Here is a 20,050-nt window from a genome sequence, read left to right on the forward strand (position 1 = left end):
TATTTGGTATCATTATCTAACAACAAACACCCGATGAAAAAATTCCTGGCCGAAATTGATGTAATGCCGAAGAAAGAAATACTTGACCCGCAGGGAAAAGCCGTAACCGGCAGCATGAAAAACCTGGGCCTATCCGAGATACAGAACGTACGCATTGGCAAACACATATCGCTTGAGATAGATGCCGACAGCACCGAAACCGCTAATGCCAAAGTTGACCAGGCCTGCAAAAACCTGTTAGCCAACCTGATCATGGAAAGCTACAGCTTTAAGCTGGTGGAAGTAGCTTAAGTTTTAAGTCGAAAGTTTAAAGCCGAAAGTCCGTTGCAAGTGGCAATGCAGCTTATAAATATAAAAAGGGAAAGGCAATCACATGTGATTGTCTTTCCCTTTTTATATAACTTCGACTTAAAACTTTCGACTTTAAACTTTCGACTTCTATAGGTTCGCTGCCTTCTCTTTTTTAATTTTTTCCAGTTCTACAAGGTTAGCTTCTACCACCTGTTTTACCGCGTTAAATTTAGCGGTTATCTCCGCAGGGTTGGCGCCACCTGCTTTGCAGGCCAGTTCAACCTCCTGTATATTGGCCTGGCTTTGGGGCATCCCAAAAAAACCAAGGTTGGGTTTAAGTTTGTGTGATGATTGCGCCGCAACCACCCAGTCACCCTGGTTTATGGCCTGTGTAATAGCATCCAGCAGTTGTGGTGTTTGCTCCAGGAACATCCCTATCGAGTCAACAATAAATTCGTCGCTGCCATCGGCTATTTCATATAAGAAAGAGAGGTCGAGGTCCGGGGTTGGTAAATTATCAGACATTGCAAAGGTTTATAAAATCAAAATTATAACTTTTTTACGATCAAGTTGTCTTTAAGGTTGTTTTTCAGTTCTAAAACAGATTTATTTAGCACCGGGTGTATAAAATCGGGCGCCAGCATTCCCAAAGGCTCTAAAGTAAACCTGCGGTTATGCAATTCCGGGTGCGGTACCGTAAGGTTAGGGTCGTTAATTACCTCGTCCCCATAAAACAAAATATCGATATCGATAGTGCGCGACCCCCACTTTTCCTCGCGCATGCGCCCCATTTCTGTTTCAATTTGCAGTATCTTTTGTAAAACCTGCTGTGCCGGCAAACCTGTTTGCAGTATAACTACCTGGTTCAGGTAGTCGGGCAGGTCGGTTTTTCCCCATGATTGGGTTTCGTAAACTGCCGAGGTTTTAACCACAGGTGCAATATCCTGCTCAATGCGTTCTATCGCCTTGTTTAAAAACGCCTTACGGTCGCCAAGGTTGCTCCCCAGCAGTAAAAAAACATTAATCATGTTGTAACAAATATTATATGTAAGGCTCTTAATAGTATGTGAATTACTAAGTTTGCATATATAGATTATTTATAACAGTTAATGAAACAATTCTTCAAATTTGTATTTGCCACTATAGTTGGTTTCACCGTTATTGTTGTTATTGGGTTTGCGATTTTATTGGGGATAATTGGTGTGGCCAGCAGCGAAAAAGCGGTAGAAGTTGATGCAAATTCTGTACTACACATCAAGTTTGATTACCAGATAAACGAACGTACGCCTAATAACCCATTCAACAATCTGCCGTTTTTTGGCGATAAAAAGCGCGACCTGGGCCTTAACGATATTTTAGCGAGTATAAAAAAAGCCAAAAACGACGATAACATCAAAGGCATTTTCCTTGATGAAAGTTACATGATGAACGGGCAGGCCACTACCGAAGAGATCCGCAACGCGCTTATCGATTTCAAAAGATCAAAAAAGTTTGTTATCGCTTATTCTGAAATTTACACACAGGCCTTTTATTACTTAGCCTCTGTTGCCGATAAGGTGTATATCAACCCGAAAGGGATCTTCGAGTTTAGGGGCTTTAGCTCCGAAGTTACCTTCCTTAAGGGTGCGCTGGACAAGCTGGGCATCGAGGCGCAGATCATAAAAGTAGGTACCTATAAAAGCGCCGTTGAACCCTTGGTATTAACCAAAATGAGTGATGCCAACCGTTTGCAGGTTACCTCGTATTTGGGGTCGATGTACGATCATTTCCTGGCAGGTATATCCAAAAGCCGCGATATCAATAAAGATTCGCTGTTTAATTATGCCAACAGCGGCCGCATACAGCAACCCGAAGATGCCCTGAAATATAAACTGGTTGACGGCTTAAAATACAAGGACGAGATACTCTCTGAACTTAAACAACGTACAGACGTAAAGGAAAAAGATGACCTGGCAAGTGTTGACCTGGACGACTATTTAAAAAGCAATGTAGCCGCTACCACCGACCCAAAAGAGGTATCATCTAAAAACAGGATAGCGGTAATTTATGCATCGGGCGAAATTGCCGGCGGCGATGGCGACGATAACAGTATCGGTTCCGAAACCATATCAAAAGCGCTGCGTAAGGTACGCACAGATGATAACGTGAAGGCTGTGGTATTGCGCGTTAATTCGCCCGGAGGCAGTTCGCTGGCATCTGATGTGATCTGGCGCGAAGTTATGCTTACCAAAAAGGTTAAGCCTATCATCGTATCTATGGGCGATGTGGCTGCATCTGGCGGTTATTACATTGCCTGCGCCGCCGATTCGATTATTGCCGAACCCAATACCATTACCGGTTCGATTGGGATCTTCGCCGTGTTGCCAAACATGCAAAAACTGTTTAACGATAAGCTGGGTATTACCTTTGATGGTGTAAAAACCGGCAAGTATGCCGACCTGGGCGATGTAAGCCGCCCGCTTACACCCGAAGAAAGGCTGATACTGCAAAACAGTGTTAACCGCGGATATGACGATTTTACAAAAGCAGTGGCAACAGGCCGCGGCAAAACACAGGCCTATATCAACAGCATTGGGCAGGGCCGCGTTTGGACGGGTACCCAGGCCTTACAGAACGGATTGGTTGACCGCCTGGGTAATATCAATGATGCTGTAAAGTCTGCCGCTAAAAAAGCCAAACTTAAAGATTATAAGATAGTATCATACCCCGAACAAAAAAGCACGCTCGACCGCTTTGGCGAAGGCTTAAGCGCCGAAGTAAAGGCCCATTTTGTAAAAGCCGAGCTTGGCGAAAACTACCGCTATTACGAACAAATAAAAGGCGTTACCAAATTGATGCGCACCCCGCAGGCCCGTATGAGCTACGATGTGGTGATAAAATAATACGGCTTATTGTTGATGTTTCATAGTTAATGGTACGTTATGTGCTATGGAAACTATGAACTATTATCTATGAACTCCCCCTCCTCTTTTGTATTTTTACGCCACAACTAAATTATGGAGAACAAAACCATAGCCCGTACGCTTCGTTTCCTGTCGCAATTGATGGAATTACACGATGTAAATCCTTTCAAAATAAAATCGATAGCTAATGCTGCCTTTAAGGTAGATAAGCTGCCCTTCCCTGTTGCCGGCAAAACCGTACCCGAATTGGAAAAGATAGACGGTATTGGCAAAAGCCTTGCCGCTAAAATTGCCGAACTGCTGGAAACCGGTACCATGGCCGAACTACAGGATCTTAAAGATAAAACCCCCGAGGGTATTGTAGAAATGATGGGCATCAAAGGCATCGGGCCAAAAAAAGTAGCCATTATATGGAAGGAACTGGGGATAGAGAACGTTGGCGAACTGTATTACGCCTGTAACGAGAACCGCCTTATCGAGGCAAAAGGTTTTGGTTTAAAAACACAGGAGGAGATAAAGAAAGTCATCGAATTTAGGATGGCCGGCAACGGTAAATTCCTTTACGCCCAGGTAGAGAAGGATGTTATAGCCCTGATGGAGGAGATCCGAGGTATTTTCCCGGATGCTTTAAAGCATATTGCCGGCGAGTTTCGCAGGCTCAACGAGATCATCAGCGAACTGGTGATCGTAGTTGGCAGCCTAAACCAGGAAATTGCTTTTAACGCATTGGCCGAGTTGGATACCCTGCAAAATGTAAACCTTAACGGCACCCACATCTCTGCCGAATTAACCAACGGCCTGCTGGTTGACATTATTTGTGTTGACAAAGCCGACTATTACTACGAGTTGTTTATGAATACCGGCGATACGGAACATGTGGAAGCCGTACTTTCGCGCATCAACATCCCGCTGGAGCAGCCCGAAACTGAAGAATTGATCTACCAAAAAGCAGGCCTGGCCTGGATGCAGCCCGAACTGCGTGATGGCACAACTTTTATCGAAAAAGCGGCCGAAAACAAACTGCCAACCCTGATAAGCTACCACGACCTGAAGGGCACGCTGCACAACCACAGTACCTGGAGTGATGGGGTAAACACGCTGGAGGAAATAGCCCTGTACTGTCGCGACGAACTTAAATTGGAATATTTAGGTATTTGCGACCACAGCAAAAGCGCCTTTTACGCCAAGGGCCTTAGCATCGAACGCGTTTTACAGCAACAGGAAGAGATAGATCACCTGAATAAAAAAATTACCGGCTTCCATATCTTTAAAGGTATCGAATCGGATATATTAAATGATGGTTCGCTGGATTACCCGGACGAGATCCTGAAAAAGTTTGATTTTATTGTGGCATCGGTACACGCTAACCTTAAAATGCAGGAGGATAAAGCTACCGCGCGGATCATAAAAGCGATTGAAAACCCTTTCACAACCATACTTGGCCACCCCACAGGCAGGCTGCTGCTTAGCCGCAAGGGGTACGATATCGACCACAAAAAAGTGATCGATGCCTGCGCGGCCAATAATGTGGTGATAGAAATAAATGCCAACCCGCTAAGGCTCGACCTTGACTGGCGCTGGCACCAATATGCGTTGGATAAAGGCGTTATGTTATCCATAAACCCCGATGCGCACCGTAACAGCGGTTTCCACGATATGGAATACGGTACAAATGTTGCCCGCAAAGGCGGATTAACTAAAGAAATGTGCCTAAACGCACTATCTTTAGCAGAGATAAGTAAAGTTTTTGAAAGGAAAAGGAGTCATTGAGTCATTGGGTCATTGGGTCATTGGGTCATTGGGTCATTGGGTCATTGGGTCATTGGGTCATTGGGTCATTGGGTCATTAATGAATTTGATATTTCTAAAAGAGTTTGTTTCTTTATTACTTATCGATTTTAATAATGGGTAATAGAATAGAAGATTTAGAAATTTATACCTTATCTGATAATTTCTCTAACAAAATATGGTTTTTAGTTTCCGAATGGGATTACTTTGCTAAAGACACCGTGGGCAAGCAAATAGTGAGATCGGCAGATTCAATAAGCGCCAATATTGCAGAAGGCTTTGGGCGATTTCATTATAAGGAAAATAAAAACTTCTGTTACTTTAGCAGGGGCTCGTTAATTGAAACAAAGGGATGGTTAAATAAGAGCAGAGTAAGAGGCTTAATAGGTGAAGACAAATACCAGGAACTTTTAAAAGAATTAGAAACCATCCACCATAAATTAAATATTTACATCAAATATATTGGGAAGAAAATAATTGAACAGCCAGGTAATGACTCAATGACCCAATGACCCAAACAAATGCTAACAGATAAAGTACGTAAGCTACAGCAATCGGGACCGGTGCCAAATATTTTGGTTATAGGCGACCTGATGATAGATCACTATATTATAGGTGATGCCACCAGGCTTTCACCAGAAGCACCTGTGCCTATTGTGAACATAAAAAAAGAGTTTACCACTCCCGGCGGCGCGGCTAATGTAGCGCAAAACCTGTTATCGCTGGGGGCTAAGATCTCGCTGGCTGGCGTTACGGGCGATGATGCTGACGCTGGCCGCTTAACTACTATTTTAACAGATGAGGGTATTAATGTTGACGGCATTTTTAAAGACAGCACCCGCCCTACTACGGTAAAAACCCGTGTAATGGCCGGCAGCCACCAATTGGTACGTGTGGACAGGGAAGTTACCACCCCTTTGGAGGATAGTTTGCAGCACGATTTTTTTGAGCGCGTAAACGCAAGCATTGCGCAGGCAGATATTGTGTTATTCTCTGATTACAACAAGGGCCTTTTTTCTGAAACGCTTACCCAACAGCTTATTGCGGAAGCCAACAAGCAAAATAAAAAAGTAATTATCGACCCAAAAGGGCTTAATTATGGCAAGTATAAAGGCGCCTATATCATCAAGCCAAACCGTAAGGAACTGGCCGAGGCCGCCAAAACAGAACGTATTACCAATATCGACGAGCTGCAGCAGGCAGCCCGCATCATCATTAAACAAACCGGTGCCGAGTATATTGTGGTTACCTTGTCAGAACAAGGCATGGTTATCATCAGCGAGCTGGCGCACAAACTGCTGCCTGTAAAAGCCACATCGGTGTTTGACGTTACCGGCGCTGGCGATACGGTGCTGGCAACTATGGCCTACTTTATGGCGCAGGGCCTTAATGTAGAAGAAGCCTGCGACTTGGCCAACCACGCCGCCGCCATTGTAATAAGGCAAACCGGCAGCGCTGTCACCACTATTAACGAGATACTGGAAGACATAGAAAGAGACAAAGGACGATAAGATAAAGGACAAAAACTGAGTATTGCCCGTCACGAAAAATGACCCAATGACTCAATGACATAATGACTAAAAAAGATGGTTATTGAACAGCTTTACGAGCACCGTAATTTAATACAGCAGGTTATCGAAACCCTTTCGGGCGATATCGAGACTGCTTGCAATACTATTGTTGCCGTACTAAAGGATGGTAAAAAAGTTTTAATTGCCGGTAACGGCGGTAGTGCCGCCGATGCACAGCATATTGCCGCCGAGCTAAGCGGTAAATTTGAAAAAGAGCGTAAAGCATTACCGGGCATTGCTTTAACAGTTGATACATCGGCGCTTACAGCTATAGCTAACGATTATGGCTACCACCACGTATTTTCGCGCCAGGTAGAGGCGCTGGCACAACCCGGCGACCTGTTCATCGGCATCTCCACCAGCGGCAACAGTCAGGGCATATTAAACGCGTTTGAAACGGCGGGTAAAATAGGCTGCAAAACCCTGGGTTTATCAGGCAGGGATGGCGGCAGGATGAACGGTTTATGCGATCTGAACATCGTTATTCCATCGGATATTACCGCGCGTATCCAGGAAATGCACATCCTGATAGGCCATATCCTGTGCAAGGCGGTGGATGATGCTTATTAACTTGTCTGAACCGGGATCTTTTGAATTAACGAATTTTCAGAATGTTACTTTTGATTACTTATTCTATAAATTTATAAAATTCGTTTAATTCGAGTTCAGAATAATTCTTACCACCATGCGCCACGATCTGGAAAAAACGCTTCTTGATAAAATAGCTACGCTGCCGCAGTTAACCACAGGCATTGCCGCGTGGAAAAGTCAAGGCAAAAAAGTGGTATTTACCAACGGCGTGTTCGATCTGCTGCACCTCGGGCATATTACCTATCTTTCAAAAGCTGCCGAACTTGGCGACAAGCTGATCATCGGCTTAAATGCCGATGCATCTGTAAAACGCTTAAAGGGCGAAAACCGCCCCGTAAACGACCAGAACAACCGCGCCGCCCTGTTAGCCGCTTTGTTTTTTGTTGACGCCGTTATTTTATTTGAAGAAGATACCCCGCGGGACCTGATCAGCCAACTATTGCCCGATGTACTGGTAAAAGGCGCTGATTACACCGTTGAAAATATTGCCGGCGCCAAAGAAGTGCTGGCCAACGGCGGGGAAGTAAAAACCATTACTTTGGTGGAAGGGTATTCTTCTACATCTATTATCAATAAAATAAGGGCGCAGAGCCAGGCTGAAAGTTAAAAGGTTCTAAAATTATTAACTTACTAAATCCGAAATCGAACGTCCGAAATCCGAAATAAATAAATGAAAATCCTCGTTATCCGCTTTAGTTCTATGGGCGATATTATTTACACTACGCCCATTGTACGCTGCCTTAAAAAGCAGTTGCCGGATGCCGAGGTGCACTTTATAACCAAGCCAGCTTTTAAATACATTTACGATAACAACCCTTACGTTGATAAACTGCTGCTGCTAAAACCAAGCCTCTCAGATACCATCGCCGATATCAAGGCCGAAGGATACGATCACATCATCGATTTGCATAATAACCTGCGTACAGCTATCATTAAACTGCGCACCGGTATCCAGTCCTCCACATATAAAAAACAAACTATCCGCAAATGGTTAAGCCTTAAGCTTAACTTAAAACTGGTGCCGCCCGTGCATTTGGTGGACCGGTATTTAAAAGCCGTACAGTTTTTAGGGGTGACCAATGATGGGCAGCCCATTGATTATTACATTAAAAAAGACCACCAACTGCCTGCCCTGCTGCCGGCATCGCACCAAAACAATTACGTGGCCTTTGTTATTGGCGCTACGCATTTTACCAAACGAATGCCTAACCAAAAGATCATCAACCTGTGCAGGCAGCTTAACTTTCCTATAGTGTTACTGGGCGGGGCCGATGTTAAGGCTAACGGCGATGAAATAGCGGCTGCGATCGGGAATAATATTTATAACGCCTGCGGTGTAACCACGCTCGATGAATCGGTTTTCCTGGTATCCAAAGCGCACAGTATCATTGGTTTTGATACCGGCCTTACGCATATTGCCGAAGCTTTTGATAAACCAATCGTATCTATCTGGGGCGGCACCGTGCCCGATCTGTTAGGCGTGCAACCTTATATGGTGAAGGATGCGATGGTTGCCGGTATCGACCTCAGTTGCCGCCCCTGTTCAAAGTTCGGGTTAGAGAAATGCCCGCTTGGGCATTTCAAATGCATGTATGATATGCCCGAAGAACCTATCGCCGGTTTTGTAAATATTAAATAACAGGAAAGTTATTTTCATTTAAATGCTTACTTTTGCAAAAACAATAAAATCTTATTACATGAAAAAAATTCTACTATTACTTTGCTGCGCGTTTGCAGCTTCAACAGCTTTTGCACAAGTACCAAGCTTCGGTATCAGGGGTGGCGTAAATTTCGCTAAAATTTCGGCTTCAAACGGTAACTTAACTGCTTCAACAAACTCAACTACAACATTTGCAGTTGGTGTATTTGCCGATTTTAAATTCGGTAGTTTATCATTACAACCTGCTTTAAACTATACAGGTAAAGGTGGCGAAGGTGATAGCGGCAACGGCGGCACAACTAAAATTAAAACTTACTATGTGCAAGTTCCGGTAAATTTAGTTTACCATGTTCCTGCGGTATTTGGTAACGTTTATTTTGGTGGCGGCCCTTATGTAGGTGTTGGTGTATCCGGAAAAACTACAATAACCGAAAATGGTTCGTCTGTGAGCGAAGACATTACTTTTGGTGATGACCAGGATGATATCAAAAGAACTGATTTTGGTTTAAATGGTATTGCCGGCCTGGAGTTTAACAACGGTTTTATACTGGGTGTTAACTACGACCTTGGTTTATCAAACATTGCTAACGAAAACTCATTCTCAACAAAAAACCGTGTATTCGGTGTTTCTGTTGGCTTTAAATTCTAATTAGCAAACAATAATTTATTAAAAGCGGAGCATATGCCCCGTTTTTTTTATTTTAGGGCAAAATGAAGAAACTACTGCTGATACGCCACGCAAAAGCAACACACGAAACCGGCTTTACTGATTTTGAACGCCCGCTTACCGACAAAGGTTTTATGCAAGCCGAATTAATGGCCGCAAGGTTACAGGTAAACAGCATACAGCCACAAATACTGGTATCAAGCCCTGCCCTGCGCACATTATCAACAGCTAATGTTTTTGGACAAGTATTAGGTTTACCGCAGGCTATCACCAATAAGGATATTTACGATGCAAGCGAAAACGCATTGCTTAAAGTAATTTACAACTTACCCGATACGCACGATCTTATAGCGCTTGTGGGGCACAACCCCGGCATAAGCCAGGTGCTTTATTATTTAAGCGGGGCCATTAAAGAAGTACCGCCATGCGCGGTAGCGCTAATTGAGTTTGATGCCGATAGCTGGGCCGAGGTACATGAGGCAAGCGGTAAACTTACTCATTACGATACGCCGAGCCCCCCAGCCCCCTGAAGGGGGAGCAAAGTTTAAAAACAGATAAGCCCTTTAATAAAATAAAGGGCTTTATGCGTTTCAAAATCTCCCCCTTCAGGGGGCTGGGGGGCTAATTCACCTTATACATCTTCCCCGGCAGCGACCGGATAAAACCTTGCAGCTCCATATCCAGCAAGGTCATGGCCAGTTGGCTCATGGGCATATTGGCTTTGATGGAAAGATCGTCAATGGCCAGCGGGTTTTTATTCTGCCGGATAATCTCATATACTGCACGCTCATCGGCGGACAAATCTATCGGCATTAACAATTGTTGAGGTGCATCTTTTACATCGGTATTCTTTTCCCAGCCCAGGCTGTATGCCAGGTCGGCAACACAGGTAAGCAGGGCTGCTTTATTGTTACGGATAAGGAAGTTACATCCTTCCGAGTATTCATCACCCAATCTGCCGGGGAAAGCAAATACATCCCGGTTGTAGCTGTTGGCTATTTCGGCGGTTATCAATGCACCTCCTTTTAACCCGGCTTCTATTACAATGGTAGCATCGGCCATGCCGGCCACTATACGGTTACGCTGCGGAAAGTTTTCCCTGTCGGGGATGGTACCCGATGGGTATTCGCACAACAAACCGCCGTTCTCCTGCATCTTATCGGCTGTGCCGCGGTTTTGATGAGGATACAATTTATCCAGCCCGTGCCCCAGTACGCCAACGGTGGGCACACCCAGCCTGATACATTCTTTATGCGCGGCCACATCAATGCCTAAAGCAAGGCCGCTAACTACCAAAACATTGTATTGCTGCAATTCTTCTACCAGTTGCCGGCAAAGCTGCCTGCCGTAATCTGTAGCGTTGCGGGTGCCTACAATGCTTACACAATGGTATGGGTTAAGGTTAGCATTGCCTTTACTGTATAATAACACGGGCGAATCGTGGCAGTTTTTTAACCTGCGGGGGTAGCGGGCATCCGTATAAAACAAAACGTCTATCGCGTTCTTTTCGATGAATTTCAGCTCCTGCTCTGCCTTGCGTAAGGCTTCATCAAAATCTATCAGGTTAATTTTTTTTTCACCAATGCCGGGGATCTTTAAAAATTTCGCCTTGGGTGTTTTAAATACTTCCTCGGCATCGCCCACGTGGGCAACAAGGCTTTTGGCATATGTACAGCCAATGCTTTTAAGATATGTTAGGGCAACCTGGTGTAATAACGACATCGTTTTTTATGATGCCCTAAAGTATAAATTATCCTAATAAAATTAGCATTTATAGGTGAAATATATTTGCTTAAAAATAATCTTACAAAAACTACAAAAATAGTTTGCAAACTATAAAAATAGTTTTACCTTAGCCTAACTATAAAAATAGTTTGCTATGAAACTAAAAGAACTCACCAAAGCCGAAGAACAGATCATGCAGATACTGTGGCAACTGAACGAAGGAATAGTAAAGGATATTTTGGAGAAGATCCCCGAACCAAAACCAGCTTATAACACGGTATCAACGGTAGTGCGCGTACTGGAAGGTAAGGGTTTTATAGACCATAAAGCTTACGGTAACTCGCATGTTTACTTCCCGCTCGTTAGCGAGGATGATTACAAAAAGTTTACGTTTGATAAGCTGATGAGCAATTATTTTGATAACTCCTACAAAAGCCTGGTATCGTTCATAGCCGACGAAAAAGACCTGGGCCTTAAGGAACTGGATGAATTGACCGAGTTAATTAATAAACTTAAATCTCAAAAAAAATGAGCTGGCTGCATTACCTTATCGAGGCAAATATATACCTGGGTGTATTTTATTTGTGTTATTGCCTGTTCTTAAACCGCGATACCCACTACATGCTGGGCCGTGTTTATTTGATATTTAGCTGTGTAATGGCTTTTATTTTGCCGGTTACACAGTTAAGTATCCTTAAACCCGTTATGCCTGAAATCCAAATTTCGGAACCTGTTATACAGGCAACCGCTATCCCGGTACATGTGCAGCAAATAAAAATAACCCCGCCCGTAGAGCACCTTACGTTTGATGATGCCATTGTGTACCTGTACGTATGTGGCGCGGTTGCCGCACTGCTGGTATTGCTGTTTCGTTTGCGCAAACTGTATATCATTACCCGCAATAACCATTCTATGTATAAGGATCAGTATAAACTTATTCATTTGAATGATGAGAATACGGCCTTTTCATTTTTTAATTACCTGTACATAGGCAGCAATATACCGCAGGCCGAAACCATTATAGCGCACGAACTGGTGCACATACGCCAAAAACATTCGGTAGATATTATTTTCATGGAGGTACTAAAGGTGATCAACTGGTTTAACCCATTCATCTACCTTACCCAGCGCAGCCTGAAAACCATACACGAATATATTGCTGATGAGCAAACCGCCGCGAACGGGCATGACGCGCTCGCCTACTCCTCTTTTTTACTGAACAATGCTTATGGCATACAGGGTTCATCTATAGCGCATTCATTTTTCAATTATAACCTGTTAAAAAAGAGGATAATTATGTTAAACAAAAACCGATCGGGTAAGTTAGCAAGGCTAAAGTACCTGGCAGCGCTGCCGCTTTGCGCGGGGATGCTGTGCGCATCAACACTGGTGTTTAGTAAAGATTATGGGGTGATAGACCTGGCCCCGCATAGGGCCGCTGCAGCCAAGCCCGGCCTGATCAAGTACTTTAAGATAACAGACCGGGACATTACCGCCTACTCGGACAACTTGTCTTTTACCGAGAACGGCGTTAAAAAAATGTACTACGCTGCCACTATAACAGATGCGGATATAGCCCATATCATGAAAGTGCGTAAGCTTAAAGTTGAGGTTATTGATGTTGACAGTAAAACCAAAATGCAGGTACCCCTGGTAACAAACGGAACCCCTGATACGGCATTTGCCGCCCGCCCGCCTGCAATTTTTAAAGATGGCTACGTTTTACAGGAAAATGGTTACCTCATCAATAAAAAGACGGAATATTTTACGCTGACATTAACCGATAAAAGTGGTAAAACAACCATTTACAACAGCACGGATGCTACCCCCGCCGAGCGTAAAATGCTAAATGATAAATTTGGCTATAAGTTTTTTAACTACGACATGGCAGGCTTTGTAAAACGGGCCAACACTCCACACCCGGCTCCAACAGGCGGTATGTTAGCACCACCCCCGCCGCCTGTTTTTGTTAAGGAAGCCTTTGGGCAGTTGGCACAATACATCAGCCAAAAAACTACTTATCCTAAGGCAGCGCTTGATAAAAAAGTTGGCGACTCGTTTATTGCGACTTTAAAAATTGATGAAAAAGGGAAGATAGTAGAGGTAACAGCTTCTAAAAATGATGGCAGCGGCTTTGTTGAAGCATTTGAAAAAGCCGCGCTTTCTTTTCCTTTCCCAATAAAAGATAAAGCGGGCAGCTACAAAGCCGATGTTGTGTTTTTCATGCCCGGCAAAACTGTTAAACTTAACGGACCAGCCGCAAGCGGTAATGCTTACGTGGGCCAATTAGGAGTGTTAGGATTAACACCTCAACAAAGAAAAATGATGAGCATACCGCCGCCGCCACCGCCTGCACCGCCTAAAAAGTTAAAAGATCAGATAAAACTTCCGCCACCGGTAGTGGTGCCCGATAAGCCGGCCAAAGTGGTAAAGGCCGACCGGATAAAACTTCCGCCACCACCACCTGCACCCCCTAAAAAGAGAGTGGTTGATCAGATAAAGCTACCGCCGCCTGCAGTAGCCCGATTAAACAATACGCCGCCGCCACCGCCGCCGCCGTTTGAAAGTGTTTACGAGGACCTTATGAAATATGTGACAAAACACACCCGCTACCCATCTATAGCCCGTGATAATAAGATCAACGGACATGTATTATTATCGCTGGTTATTAATAATGACCATAAAGTAGCCGACGTTAAAGTTGAAAAAGGATTTGATTCCCGCTGTGATGCAGAGGCTGCAAGGGCATTAAGCACTTACAGCAATACCATTGATAAAGCGCCGGGCAAATATAAAATAGTGGTTACCTTTATGCTGGTAGATGAAGAAGGGGGTAAAAAGTTTTTTTCGCCAAAACCTTTAACCGACGAAGACGTAAATATGCCTAATTTTATAGGAGAAGTTGTAGTGGCTGGATCTGTAAATTAAGCTATTGACTGCTACCCCTTTACGTAGATCACCTGTTTGGTCTCAAAAAACTCCTCCTCAAAGTAATCTTTGAGATGATATTGCTGAACGGCTAAACCCGCTTCGGCAATTTCTTGTGTAAGGTCACCGCCTTTTAAATATAATATCCCGTTAGGTAATTGGTTGTTCGATTGTTTGCTGAACTTGCCCTTCACCCATGGGTAAAAATCTTTAAGCTGTGTTACCGCGCGCGATACCACAAAATCAAACTGCTGCTTAATTTCTTCGGCACGGGCATGGGTGCCCCTTACGTTTTTAAGCCCCAATGCTTTTGCTACCTCGTTAACCACCTTTATTTTTTTGCCGATAGAATCAACCAGGTGGAAGTTGGTTTCGGGAAAAAGTATAGCCAGCGGGATGCCCGGGAAACCGCCGCCTGTACCCACATCCAACACATTTTCGCCGGGCAAAAAAGCCATTACCTTGGCTATCCCTAACGAGTGCAGCACATGGCGTTCGTACAACAGGTCGATATCCTTGCGGGATATCACGTTGATCTGGCTGTTCCAAAAAATGTAAAGTTCATGCAATTGCGCAAATTGCGCCTGCTGCTCAGCAGTTATATCCGGGAAATATTTGAGCAGGATCTCAGATGTCATCCTTGTTATATCGGTTTATGATATTACCTAAAAGGTACCGGGCCCTGAACAATTGCGCCTTAACCGTGCCCAGGGGCAGGTCAAGCTGCTGGGCTATCTCCTCGTACGATAGTTCGTCGAAATAGCGCAGCGTTATCAGGTTACGGTAGCGTATTGGCAGGCTTTCTATCAGTAATTTAAGTTCTTCGGTCTGTTGTTTTTTGATGGATGTTTCCTCGGGGTTTAAGCCGTCAGATCTTATCTGAAGGGGTTTTTCATCACCATCTTCATCCATCATCCCGTGTATCGATTGCGTGTTAAGCTTTTTCTTGCGGATAAAATCGATACAATTGTTGGTAGCCACGCGAAAAAGCCAGGTGCTAAATGCATATTCGGGCTGGTACTTCTCCAGCTTTTCAAACGCCTTGGCAAAGGTTTCAACAGTAAGGTCCATAGCGTCCTCTTTGTTGTTAACCATTTTAAGCACCATAAAGTAAATAGAATCTTTATAGCGGTGCATCAGGTCGGCATAGGCTTTTTGGTTACCCGCTCTCGCCTTTACCACCAGATGGAAATCGTTCTTTGCATTTTCGGTGAAATGTTTATTTATTTCCATCGTGTGGTTTTAATAAAAGTACCAATCAATCCAAACACGTTTAAATATATATAATATATCATATCAAAAAAAGGCAAGGCCCATAGCATATCGCCGCTATCCAGTTTCTTAAATATCTTACGGTACACAAGCAGCTGCAGCATCCATCTAAAAATAAAAACACCTAAGGCTAATATAGGTTCGAATTTAAATACAAGGCACAATATAAATAAAACATAAAACAAAAAACCGCTAACCGCATCAAAACTTAGCATGCGCCTATGGTTGTTTTTGTATAGCTTGCCTACCCCCATATGCCTCTTTTTTTGCCTGAACCAACCGCCCAGTGTAGTTTTGGCATCGGTATAAGTAAAGGTATCGGGGTGTATCTCAATAGCAGTATTATCGGCTGTAGCGTTTTGGTTTACAAACAGGTCGTCGTCGCCAGATATAACATGCATATGCGATGCAAACCCCTTAGCCCCAAAAAACAGTGATTTGGTATAGGCAAGGTTACGCCCTATACCCATATATGCATCACCGTTCAAAGCCGCTGACAGGTAATTTATAGCCGTTTTTAAGGTCTCGAACCGGATAAAAGGGTTTAAAAAATTACCGGTGCGTGTATATGGCGAGTAGCCTAAAACAATTTGCGTGTTACCTGTAAAACCGGCTGCCATGCGGGTTATCCAGTTTAATGTGGCTGGCTTGCAATCGGCATCGGTAAACAAAAGGTGTTCGTTCTTAGCCGCTTTAATGCCTAATGTAAGGGCGAATTTTTTTCCGGTTTTATAACGCTGGTGCTCTGTAATAGTTACCACCTTAAGGTGCGGAAACTCCTGTTTTATCTCCAGCAGTATCATGTCCGATTCATCGGTAGAGCAATCGTTTATCACCACCACTTCATAATCGGGGTAGTTCTGCTGCAGTATATAAGGCAGGTTTTCGGTTAAGTTACGGGCCTCGTTACGGGCACTGATGATAACAGAAATAGGTACGGATAGCGGTACCCCGGTAGCCATCGGGGCCTCATTGGGGGTATAACGAGTGAGCCGGCTGTGGTTACTTAACAGGTAATACAGCTGAACAATAAAACATAGCTGAAACAGAACAAATAACGCCTCGTGAATGTAAGCTTCCAAACCCCTTGATAATAAGGTGCAAATTTGATAAAAAAGGTTGTAATGTTGTAACGTTTTAAGGTTGAAATGTTAACATATTTTATGTTAATGGCATTACTTTATCAAATTGTGCAAAACATTCGACTCTCAGCATTAACATTACAACTTTACAACCTTCAAACATTACAACAATAAGGTAGCTTTTGTTAATTTTGCACCACTACATGAAATTTACTTTACAAGCACAAGATCCTCTTTCCAAGGCCCGGGCGGGCGAGCTTACTACAGACCACGGGGTTATACAAACGCCTATTTTTATGCCTGTTGGCACAGCCGGCACAGTAAAAGCCGTACACCAACGCGAGCTGAAGGACGATATTAAGGCCCAGATCATATTAGGCAATACCTATCACTTATACCTAAGGCCGGGGCTAAACACTATTGAACAGGCCGGTGGCCTGCATAAATTTAACGGCTGGGACGGCCCGATTTTAACTGATAGCGGCGGTTACCAGGTGTATTCGCTTACGGATGTGCGCAAGATAAAGGAAGAGGGTGTAACCTTCCGCTCTCATGTGGATGGTTCAAAACACCTGTTCACGCCCGAAAATGTGATGGATATCCAGCGCATTATAGGTGCCGATATCATCATGGCTTTTGATGAGTGTACGCCCTACCCCTGCGATTATAACTATGCCAAACGCTCGATAGAGATGACGCACCGCTGGCTTAAACGCTGCTGCGACCGCTTTGATACCACCCAGCCTAAATATGGCTATGGCCAAACGCTGTTCCCTATAGTGCAGGGATCGGTTTATAAAGATCTGCGGATACGTTCGGCCGAAGTTATCGCATCGTTTGAGCGCGAGGGCAATGCCATTGGCGGCCTGAGCGTAGGCGAACCGGCCGAAGAGATGTACGCTATGACAGAGGTAGTTTGTAATATATTACCGGAGCATAAACCCCGTTATTTAATGGGCGTGGGCACACCGGTTAACATACTGGAAAACATTGCTTTAGGGATTGATATGTTTGACTGCGTTATGCCTACCCGCAATGCCCGTAACGGTATGCTGTTTACCAGGGATGGCATTATCAACATCAAAAACGAAAAGTGGAAGAACGATTTTACGCCTATAGAAGCTGGTAGCGACCTATATTCGGATACTTGTTATACAAAAGCATATTTACGCCATTTGATCCATAGCGGTGAGATGTTGGGCGCGCAAATTGCTACATTGCATAACCTGCACTTTTACATATGGTTAGTTAAAGAAGCACGCAATAAAATTGTTGCCGGTGAGTTTTACGAGTGGAAGAAAATTATGGTAAACCGTTTAGGCCAAAGATTATAAATGAGGCGATTCCTACATCGATATTTAACCGTTATTGACCGGTATATCATCAAAAAATACTTGGGCACCTTTGTGTTTACGCTGGGCATTTTTATGGTGATATCGGTTGTATTTGATATATCCGAGCACCTTGATAATTTTTTAGGGGAGGATTCGTCCCTAAACGAAATAGTTTTTACTTATTATGCCGGGTTTATCCCCTTCTATTTGATGCTGCTATCGCCGTTGATCAACTTTTTGGCTGTTATATTTTTTACAGCTAAAATGGCCAACCAAACAGAAATAGTCCCTATTTTAACAAGCCGCGCCAGCTTTTACCGTTTTTTAAGGCCTTACGCACTATCGGCAGCGTTGATATTTACGGTATCGTTATTTGCCAATATTTATCTTTTACCTTTTACCAACAAGCTGAAGATTGCTTTTGAAAGCGCTCATTTTTTTAAAAACGACGATCCATCAAAAAGTGAGGTACACATTCAGCTGGATAAAAGAACCTTTGTTTACCTGCAAAGGTACGACCCCGACCTGCAAACGGGCTATAATTTCACTCTTGAAAAATTTGATGGCGACGAACTAAAGGAAAAACTTACATCCCTTAGTATCAAATACGATTCGCTTAAAAACAGGTGGACCCTTAACATGCCGTCTATCCGTTATGTAAACGGTTTAAAAGAAACTTTCAAATCTAATTTACCAAACCTTGATACGGTTTTAGATATGCGCCCGGTTGATTTTGAAGCCCACGATAATGTGGTTAGCAACATCTATAGCGCCATGTCGCTTTCTGCTTTAAACAAGGGTATCGAGAAAGAAAAAACGCGCAGTACCGGTGTAATTACCGATATGCTATTTGAGAAATACCGCCGCTTTGTAGAGCCTTTATCCTCGTTTGTATTAACCTGTATCGGCGTTGCCATAGCATCCAGAAAGGTACGCGGGGGTGTTGGGTTACCCTTGGGGATAGGTATTTTTATATGCTTTACATACATTGTAGTAAATAAATTTGCCCTGGTATTTGCCATTAAAGGCGGCTTCCCGCCACTTACGGCAGTGCTTATGCCTAATATAATATTTGGCACACTGGGTTATATCCTGCTACTTAAAGCGCCAAAATAATGACTGCTTTAAGCAATAATACAGGCGTAAACAAGAACCTTTTAATACTACATTTTACTGTTTTTATATGGGGGTTTACCGGGATATTGGGTCAATTGATCTCCATTTCGGCGGTAAATTTGGTTTGGTACCGCGTATTAATTGCCAGTTTATCGTTGTTTTTATACTTCAAATTTAACAAAACGGCGTTTAAAGTTAACCGTAATACGGTACTGAAATTGATGCTTACAGGCGCTTTGGTGGGCGGTCACTGGATCCTTTTCTTCGCTTCAATAAAGCTTTCAACCGTGCCGGTAACATTGGTTTGCCTGTCTTCGATCACCCTTTTTACAGCCATTTTCGAGCCTATAATTAATAAAAAAGCCATCTCAAAAATGGAGATCATCGCCGGTATTTTTATAATAACCGGCATAGTTTTGATATTTAAATTTGAAACACAATACACTAAGGGTATCATAGCCGGGCTTACAAGCGCAGTGCTTGCAAGCCTTTTTGCCATTATAAATGGCCGCCAGGTAAAGCAACACGAAGCCCCCGTGATAGCCTTTTACGAGCTTAGCGGCGCATTATTATGGATCACCATTTACCTGCTTATCACCGGTGGCATTACCAATTTTGTTATCCCCAGGCCTGCGGATATCGGCTACCTGATATTACTTGGAACGGTGTGCACATCGCTTGCATATGTTGCCGGTGTATCTGTAATGCGCGAGCTTTCGGCCTTCCGGGTTGCGCTTATCACCAACCTGGAACCAGTGTACGGCATCATTATGGCCTTCCTTTTTTTTGGCGATATGAATAAAATGTCGGCAGGTTTTTGGGTAGGTTCAATAATAATATTGTCAACTATCTTCCTATTCCCTGTTGCCCAAAAACAGGTGGCCAGGCGCCGTGCGCGTTAAATTCTGATCGTATAATCTTTATTAAACAGGATGCTTCTCGCCCAACCCACCGCGGGGTAGGGGTACAGTACGCATTCAAATTAAAGGCATTTTTAGCCCTTACAGGCCACGCTGGATTTTTAGGGTGTTATTTCCCGTCAGTAATATTTCGCTCAAAACCGGGGCAAATTCAAAAATCAAATAGTGTATTGGATAGCTAATTAATATTTAGTTATAAACA

At 43.7% G+C, this 20,050-nt stretch carries 21 protein-coding genes; 15 read left to right on the plus strand and 6 right to left on the minus strand.

What is annotated here, in order from left to right:
- Nucleotides 1–33 precede the first annotated feature (33 nt).
- Entirely contained in the window at nucleotides 34–291 is a 258-nt protein-coding gene (purS, locus tag EWM62_RS10190) for a phosphoribosylformylglycinamidine synthase subunit PurS (protein WP_129876567.1), read from the plus strand.
- A 147-nt stretch (nucleotides 292–438) separates the two neighbouring features.
- Here the strand turns inward: purS and EWM62_RS10195 are convergent, their stop codons facing one another.
- Both EWM62_RS10195 and folK read right to left on the minus strand, forming a co-directional pair.
- Entirely contained in the window at nucleotides 439–816 is a 378-nt protein-coding gene (locus EWM62_RS10195) for an Hpt domain-containing protein (protein ID WP_129876568.1), read from the minus strand.
- Nucleotides 817–839: 23 nt separating this feature from the next.
- Nucleotides 840–1,319 carry a 2-amino-4-hydroxy-6-hydroxymethyldihydropteridine diphosphokinase gene (gene folK, locus EWM62_RS10200; RefSeq protein ID WP_129876569.1) on the minus strand — a complete coding sequence of 160 codons (480 nt, stop codon included), beginning with the start codon at nucleotides 1,317–1,319 and terminating at the stop codon, nucleotides 840–842.
- Nucleotides 1,320–1,400: 81 nt separating this feature from the next.
- On the opposite strand from folK, the gene sppA reads away from it, so the two are divergent.
- The 9 genes from sppA (at nucleotide 1,401) to EWM62_RS10245 (ending at nucleotide 10,001) form a co-directional block, all read left to right on the plus strand.
- A complete protein-coding gene (sppA, locus tag EWM62_RS10205) occupies nucleotides 1,401–3,173 on the plus strand; it encodes a signal peptide peptidase SppA (RefSeq protein ID WP_129876570.1) in 1,773 nt (590 codons plus the stop codon).
- 114 nt (nucleotides 3,174–3,287) lie between these two features.
- Nucleotides 3,288–4,964 (plus strand): DNA polymerase/3'-5' exonuclease PolX, encoded by a 1,677-nt coding sequence (locus tag EWM62_RS10210; RefSeq protein ID WP_129876571.1) that lies wholly within the window; start codon nucleotides 3,288–3,290, stop codon nucleotides 4,962–4,964.
- A 134-nt stretch (nucleotides 4,965–5,098) separates the two neighbouring features.
- Nucleotides 5,099–5,494 carry a four helix bundle protein gene (locus EWM62_RS10215; RefSeq protein WP_238989325.1) on the plus strand — a complete coding sequence of 132 codons (396 nt, stop codon included), beginning with the start codon at nucleotides 5,099–5,101 and terminating at the stop codon, nucleotides 5,492–5,494.
- Between the two features lie 9 nt (nucleotides 5,495–5,503).
- Complete coding sequence (gene rfaE1 / locus EWM62_RS10220; RefSeq protein ID WP_129876572.1) at nucleotides 5,504–6,493, plus strand: D-glycero-beta-D-manno-heptose-7-phosphate kinase; 990 nt, start codon at nucleotides 5,504–5,506, stop codon at nucleotides 6,491–6,493.
- A 75-nt stretch (nucleotides 6,494–6,568) separates the two neighbouring features.
- The gene (locus tag EWM62_RS10225) at nucleotides 6,569–7,123 is read left to right on the plus strand and encodes a D-sedoheptulose 7-phosphate isomerase (protein WP_129876573.1); all 555 of its coding nucleotides are present in this window, start codon (nucleotides 6,569–6,571) and stop codon (nucleotides 7,121–7,123) included.
- 115 nt (nucleotides 7,124–7,238) lie between these two features.
- Nucleotides 7,239–7,751: a D-glycero-beta-D-manno-heptose 1-phosphate adenylyltransferase gene (gene rfaE2, locus EWM62_RS10230; RefSeq protein ID WP_129876574.1), complete on the plus strand. Its 513-nt coding sequence runs from the start codon at nucleotides 7,239–7,241 to the stop codon at nucleotides 7,749–7,751.
- Nucleotides 7,752–7,814: 63 nt separating this feature from the next.
- Nucleotides 7,815–8,783, plus strand: a complete 969-nt coding sequence (locus EWM62_RS10235) for a glycosyltransferase family 9 protein (RefSeq protein WP_129876575.1) — start codon at nucleotides 7,815–7,817, stop codon at nucleotides 8,781–8,783.
- A 58-nt stretch (nucleotides 8,784–8,841) separates the two neighbouring features.
- Nucleotides 8,842–9,453 carry a porin family protein gene (locus tag EWM62_RS10240; protein WP_162499825.1) on the plus strand — a complete coding sequence of 204 codons (612 nt, stop codon included), beginning with the start codon at nucleotides 8,842–8,844 and terminating at the stop codon, nucleotides 9,451–9,453.
- Between the two features lie 62 nt (nucleotides 9,454–9,515).
- Nucleotides 9,516–10,001 carry a SixA phosphatase family protein gene (locus EWM62_RS10245; protein WP_129876577.1) on the plus strand — a complete coding sequence of 162 codons (486 nt, stop codon included), beginning with the start codon at nucleotides 9,516–9,518 and terminating at the stop codon, nucleotides 9,999–10,001.
- 91 nt (nucleotides 10,002–10,092) lie between these two features.
- Here the strand turns inward: EWM62_RS10245 and dprA are convergent, their stop codons facing one another.
- Nucleotides 10,093–11,193, minus strand: a complete 1,101-nt coding sequence (gene dprA / locus EWM62_RS10250; RefSeq protein WP_129876578.1) for a DNA-processing protein DprA — start codon at nucleotides 11,191–11,193, stop codon at nucleotides 10,093–10,095.
- A gap of 157 nt (nucleotides 11,194–11,350) precedes the next feature.
- Here dprA and EWM62_RS10255 point away from each other — a divergent pair, with 157 nt between their 5' ends.
- The gene (locus EWM62_RS10255; RefSeq protein ID WP_129876579.1) at nucleotides 11,351–11,728 is read left to right on the plus strand and encodes a BlaI/MecI/CopY family transcriptional regulator; all 378 of its coding nucleotides are present in this window, start codon (nucleotides 11,351–11,353) and stop codon (nucleotides 11,726–11,728) included.
- Nucleotides 11,725–14,124 (plus strand): M56 family metallopeptidase, encoded by a 2,400-nt coding sequence (locus EWM62_RS10260; protein ID WP_129876580.1) that lies wholly within the window; start codon nucleotides 11,725–11,727, stop codon nucleotides 14,122–14,124. The genes EWM62_RS10255 and EWM62_RS10260 overlap by 4 nt, the downstream gene beginning before the upstream one ends.
- 11 nt (nucleotides 14,125–14,135) lie before the next feature.
- Here the strand turns inward: EWM62_RS10260 and rsmG are convergent, their stop codons facing one another.
- From rsmG to EWM62_RS10275, 3 genes are read right to left on the minus strand one after another with little or no spacing between them, the layout of a single operon-like run.
- Nucleotides 14,136–14,762 carry a 16S rRNA (guanine(527)-N(7))-methyltransferase RsmG gene (gene rsmG / locus EWM62_RS10265; RefSeq protein WP_129876581.1) on the minus strand — a complete coding sequence of 209 codons (627 nt, stop codon included), beginning with the start codon at nucleotides 14,760–14,762 and terminating at the stop codon, nucleotides 14,136–14,138.
- Nucleotides 14,752–15,357: an RNA polymerase sigma factor gene (locus tag EWM62_RS10270; RefSeq protein WP_129876582.1), complete on the minus strand. Its 606-nt coding sequence runs from the start codon at nucleotides 15,355–15,357 to the stop codon at nucleotides 14,752–14,754. Before EWM62_RS10270 ends, rsmG begins: the two co-directional genes overlap by 11 nt.
- Nucleotides 15,348–16,478, minus strand: coding sequence for a glycosyltransferase (locus EWM62_RS10275; RefSeq protein WP_129876583.1), 1,131 nt, complete (start codon nucleotides 16,476–16,478; stop codon nucleotides 15,348–15,350). The genes EWM62_RS10270 and EWM62_RS10275 overlap by 10 nt, the downstream gene beginning before the upstream one ends.
- A gap of 203 nt (nucleotides 16,479–16,681) precedes the next feature.
- Between EWM62_RS10275 and tgt the strand changes: the two genes are divergently transcribed.
- From tgt to EWM62_RS10290, 3 genes are read left to right on the plus strand one after another with little or no spacing between them, the layout of a single operon-like run.
- Nucleotides 16,682–17,812: a tRNA guanosine(34) transglycosylase Tgt gene (tgt, locus tag EWM62_RS10280; protein WP_129876584.1), complete on the plus strand. Its 1,131-nt coding sequence runs from the start codon at nucleotides 16,682–16,684 to the stop codon at nucleotides 17,810–17,812.
- Nucleotides 17,813–18,928, plus strand: coding sequence for an LptF/LptG family permease (locus EWM62_RS10285; RefSeq protein WP_129876585.1), 1,116 nt, complete (start codon nucleotides 17,813–17,815; stop codon nucleotides 18,926–18,928).
- A complete protein-coding gene (locus tag EWM62_RS10290; RefSeq protein ID WP_129876586.1) occupies nucleotides 18,928–19,830 on the plus strand; it encodes a DMT family transporter in 903 nt (300 codons plus the stop codon). Before EWM62_RS10285 ends, EWM62_RS10290 begins: the two co-directional genes overlap by 1 nt.
- The last annotated feature ends 220 nt before the right edge of the window (nucleotides 19,831–20,050 follow it).

This window comes from Mucilaginibacter terrigena, from assembly GCF_004168255.1.
In the GTDB taxonomy this organism is placed as follows: domain Bacteria; phylum Bacteroidota; class Bacteroidia; order Sphingobacteriales; family Sphingobacteriaceae; genus Mucilaginibacter; species Mucilaginibacter terrigena.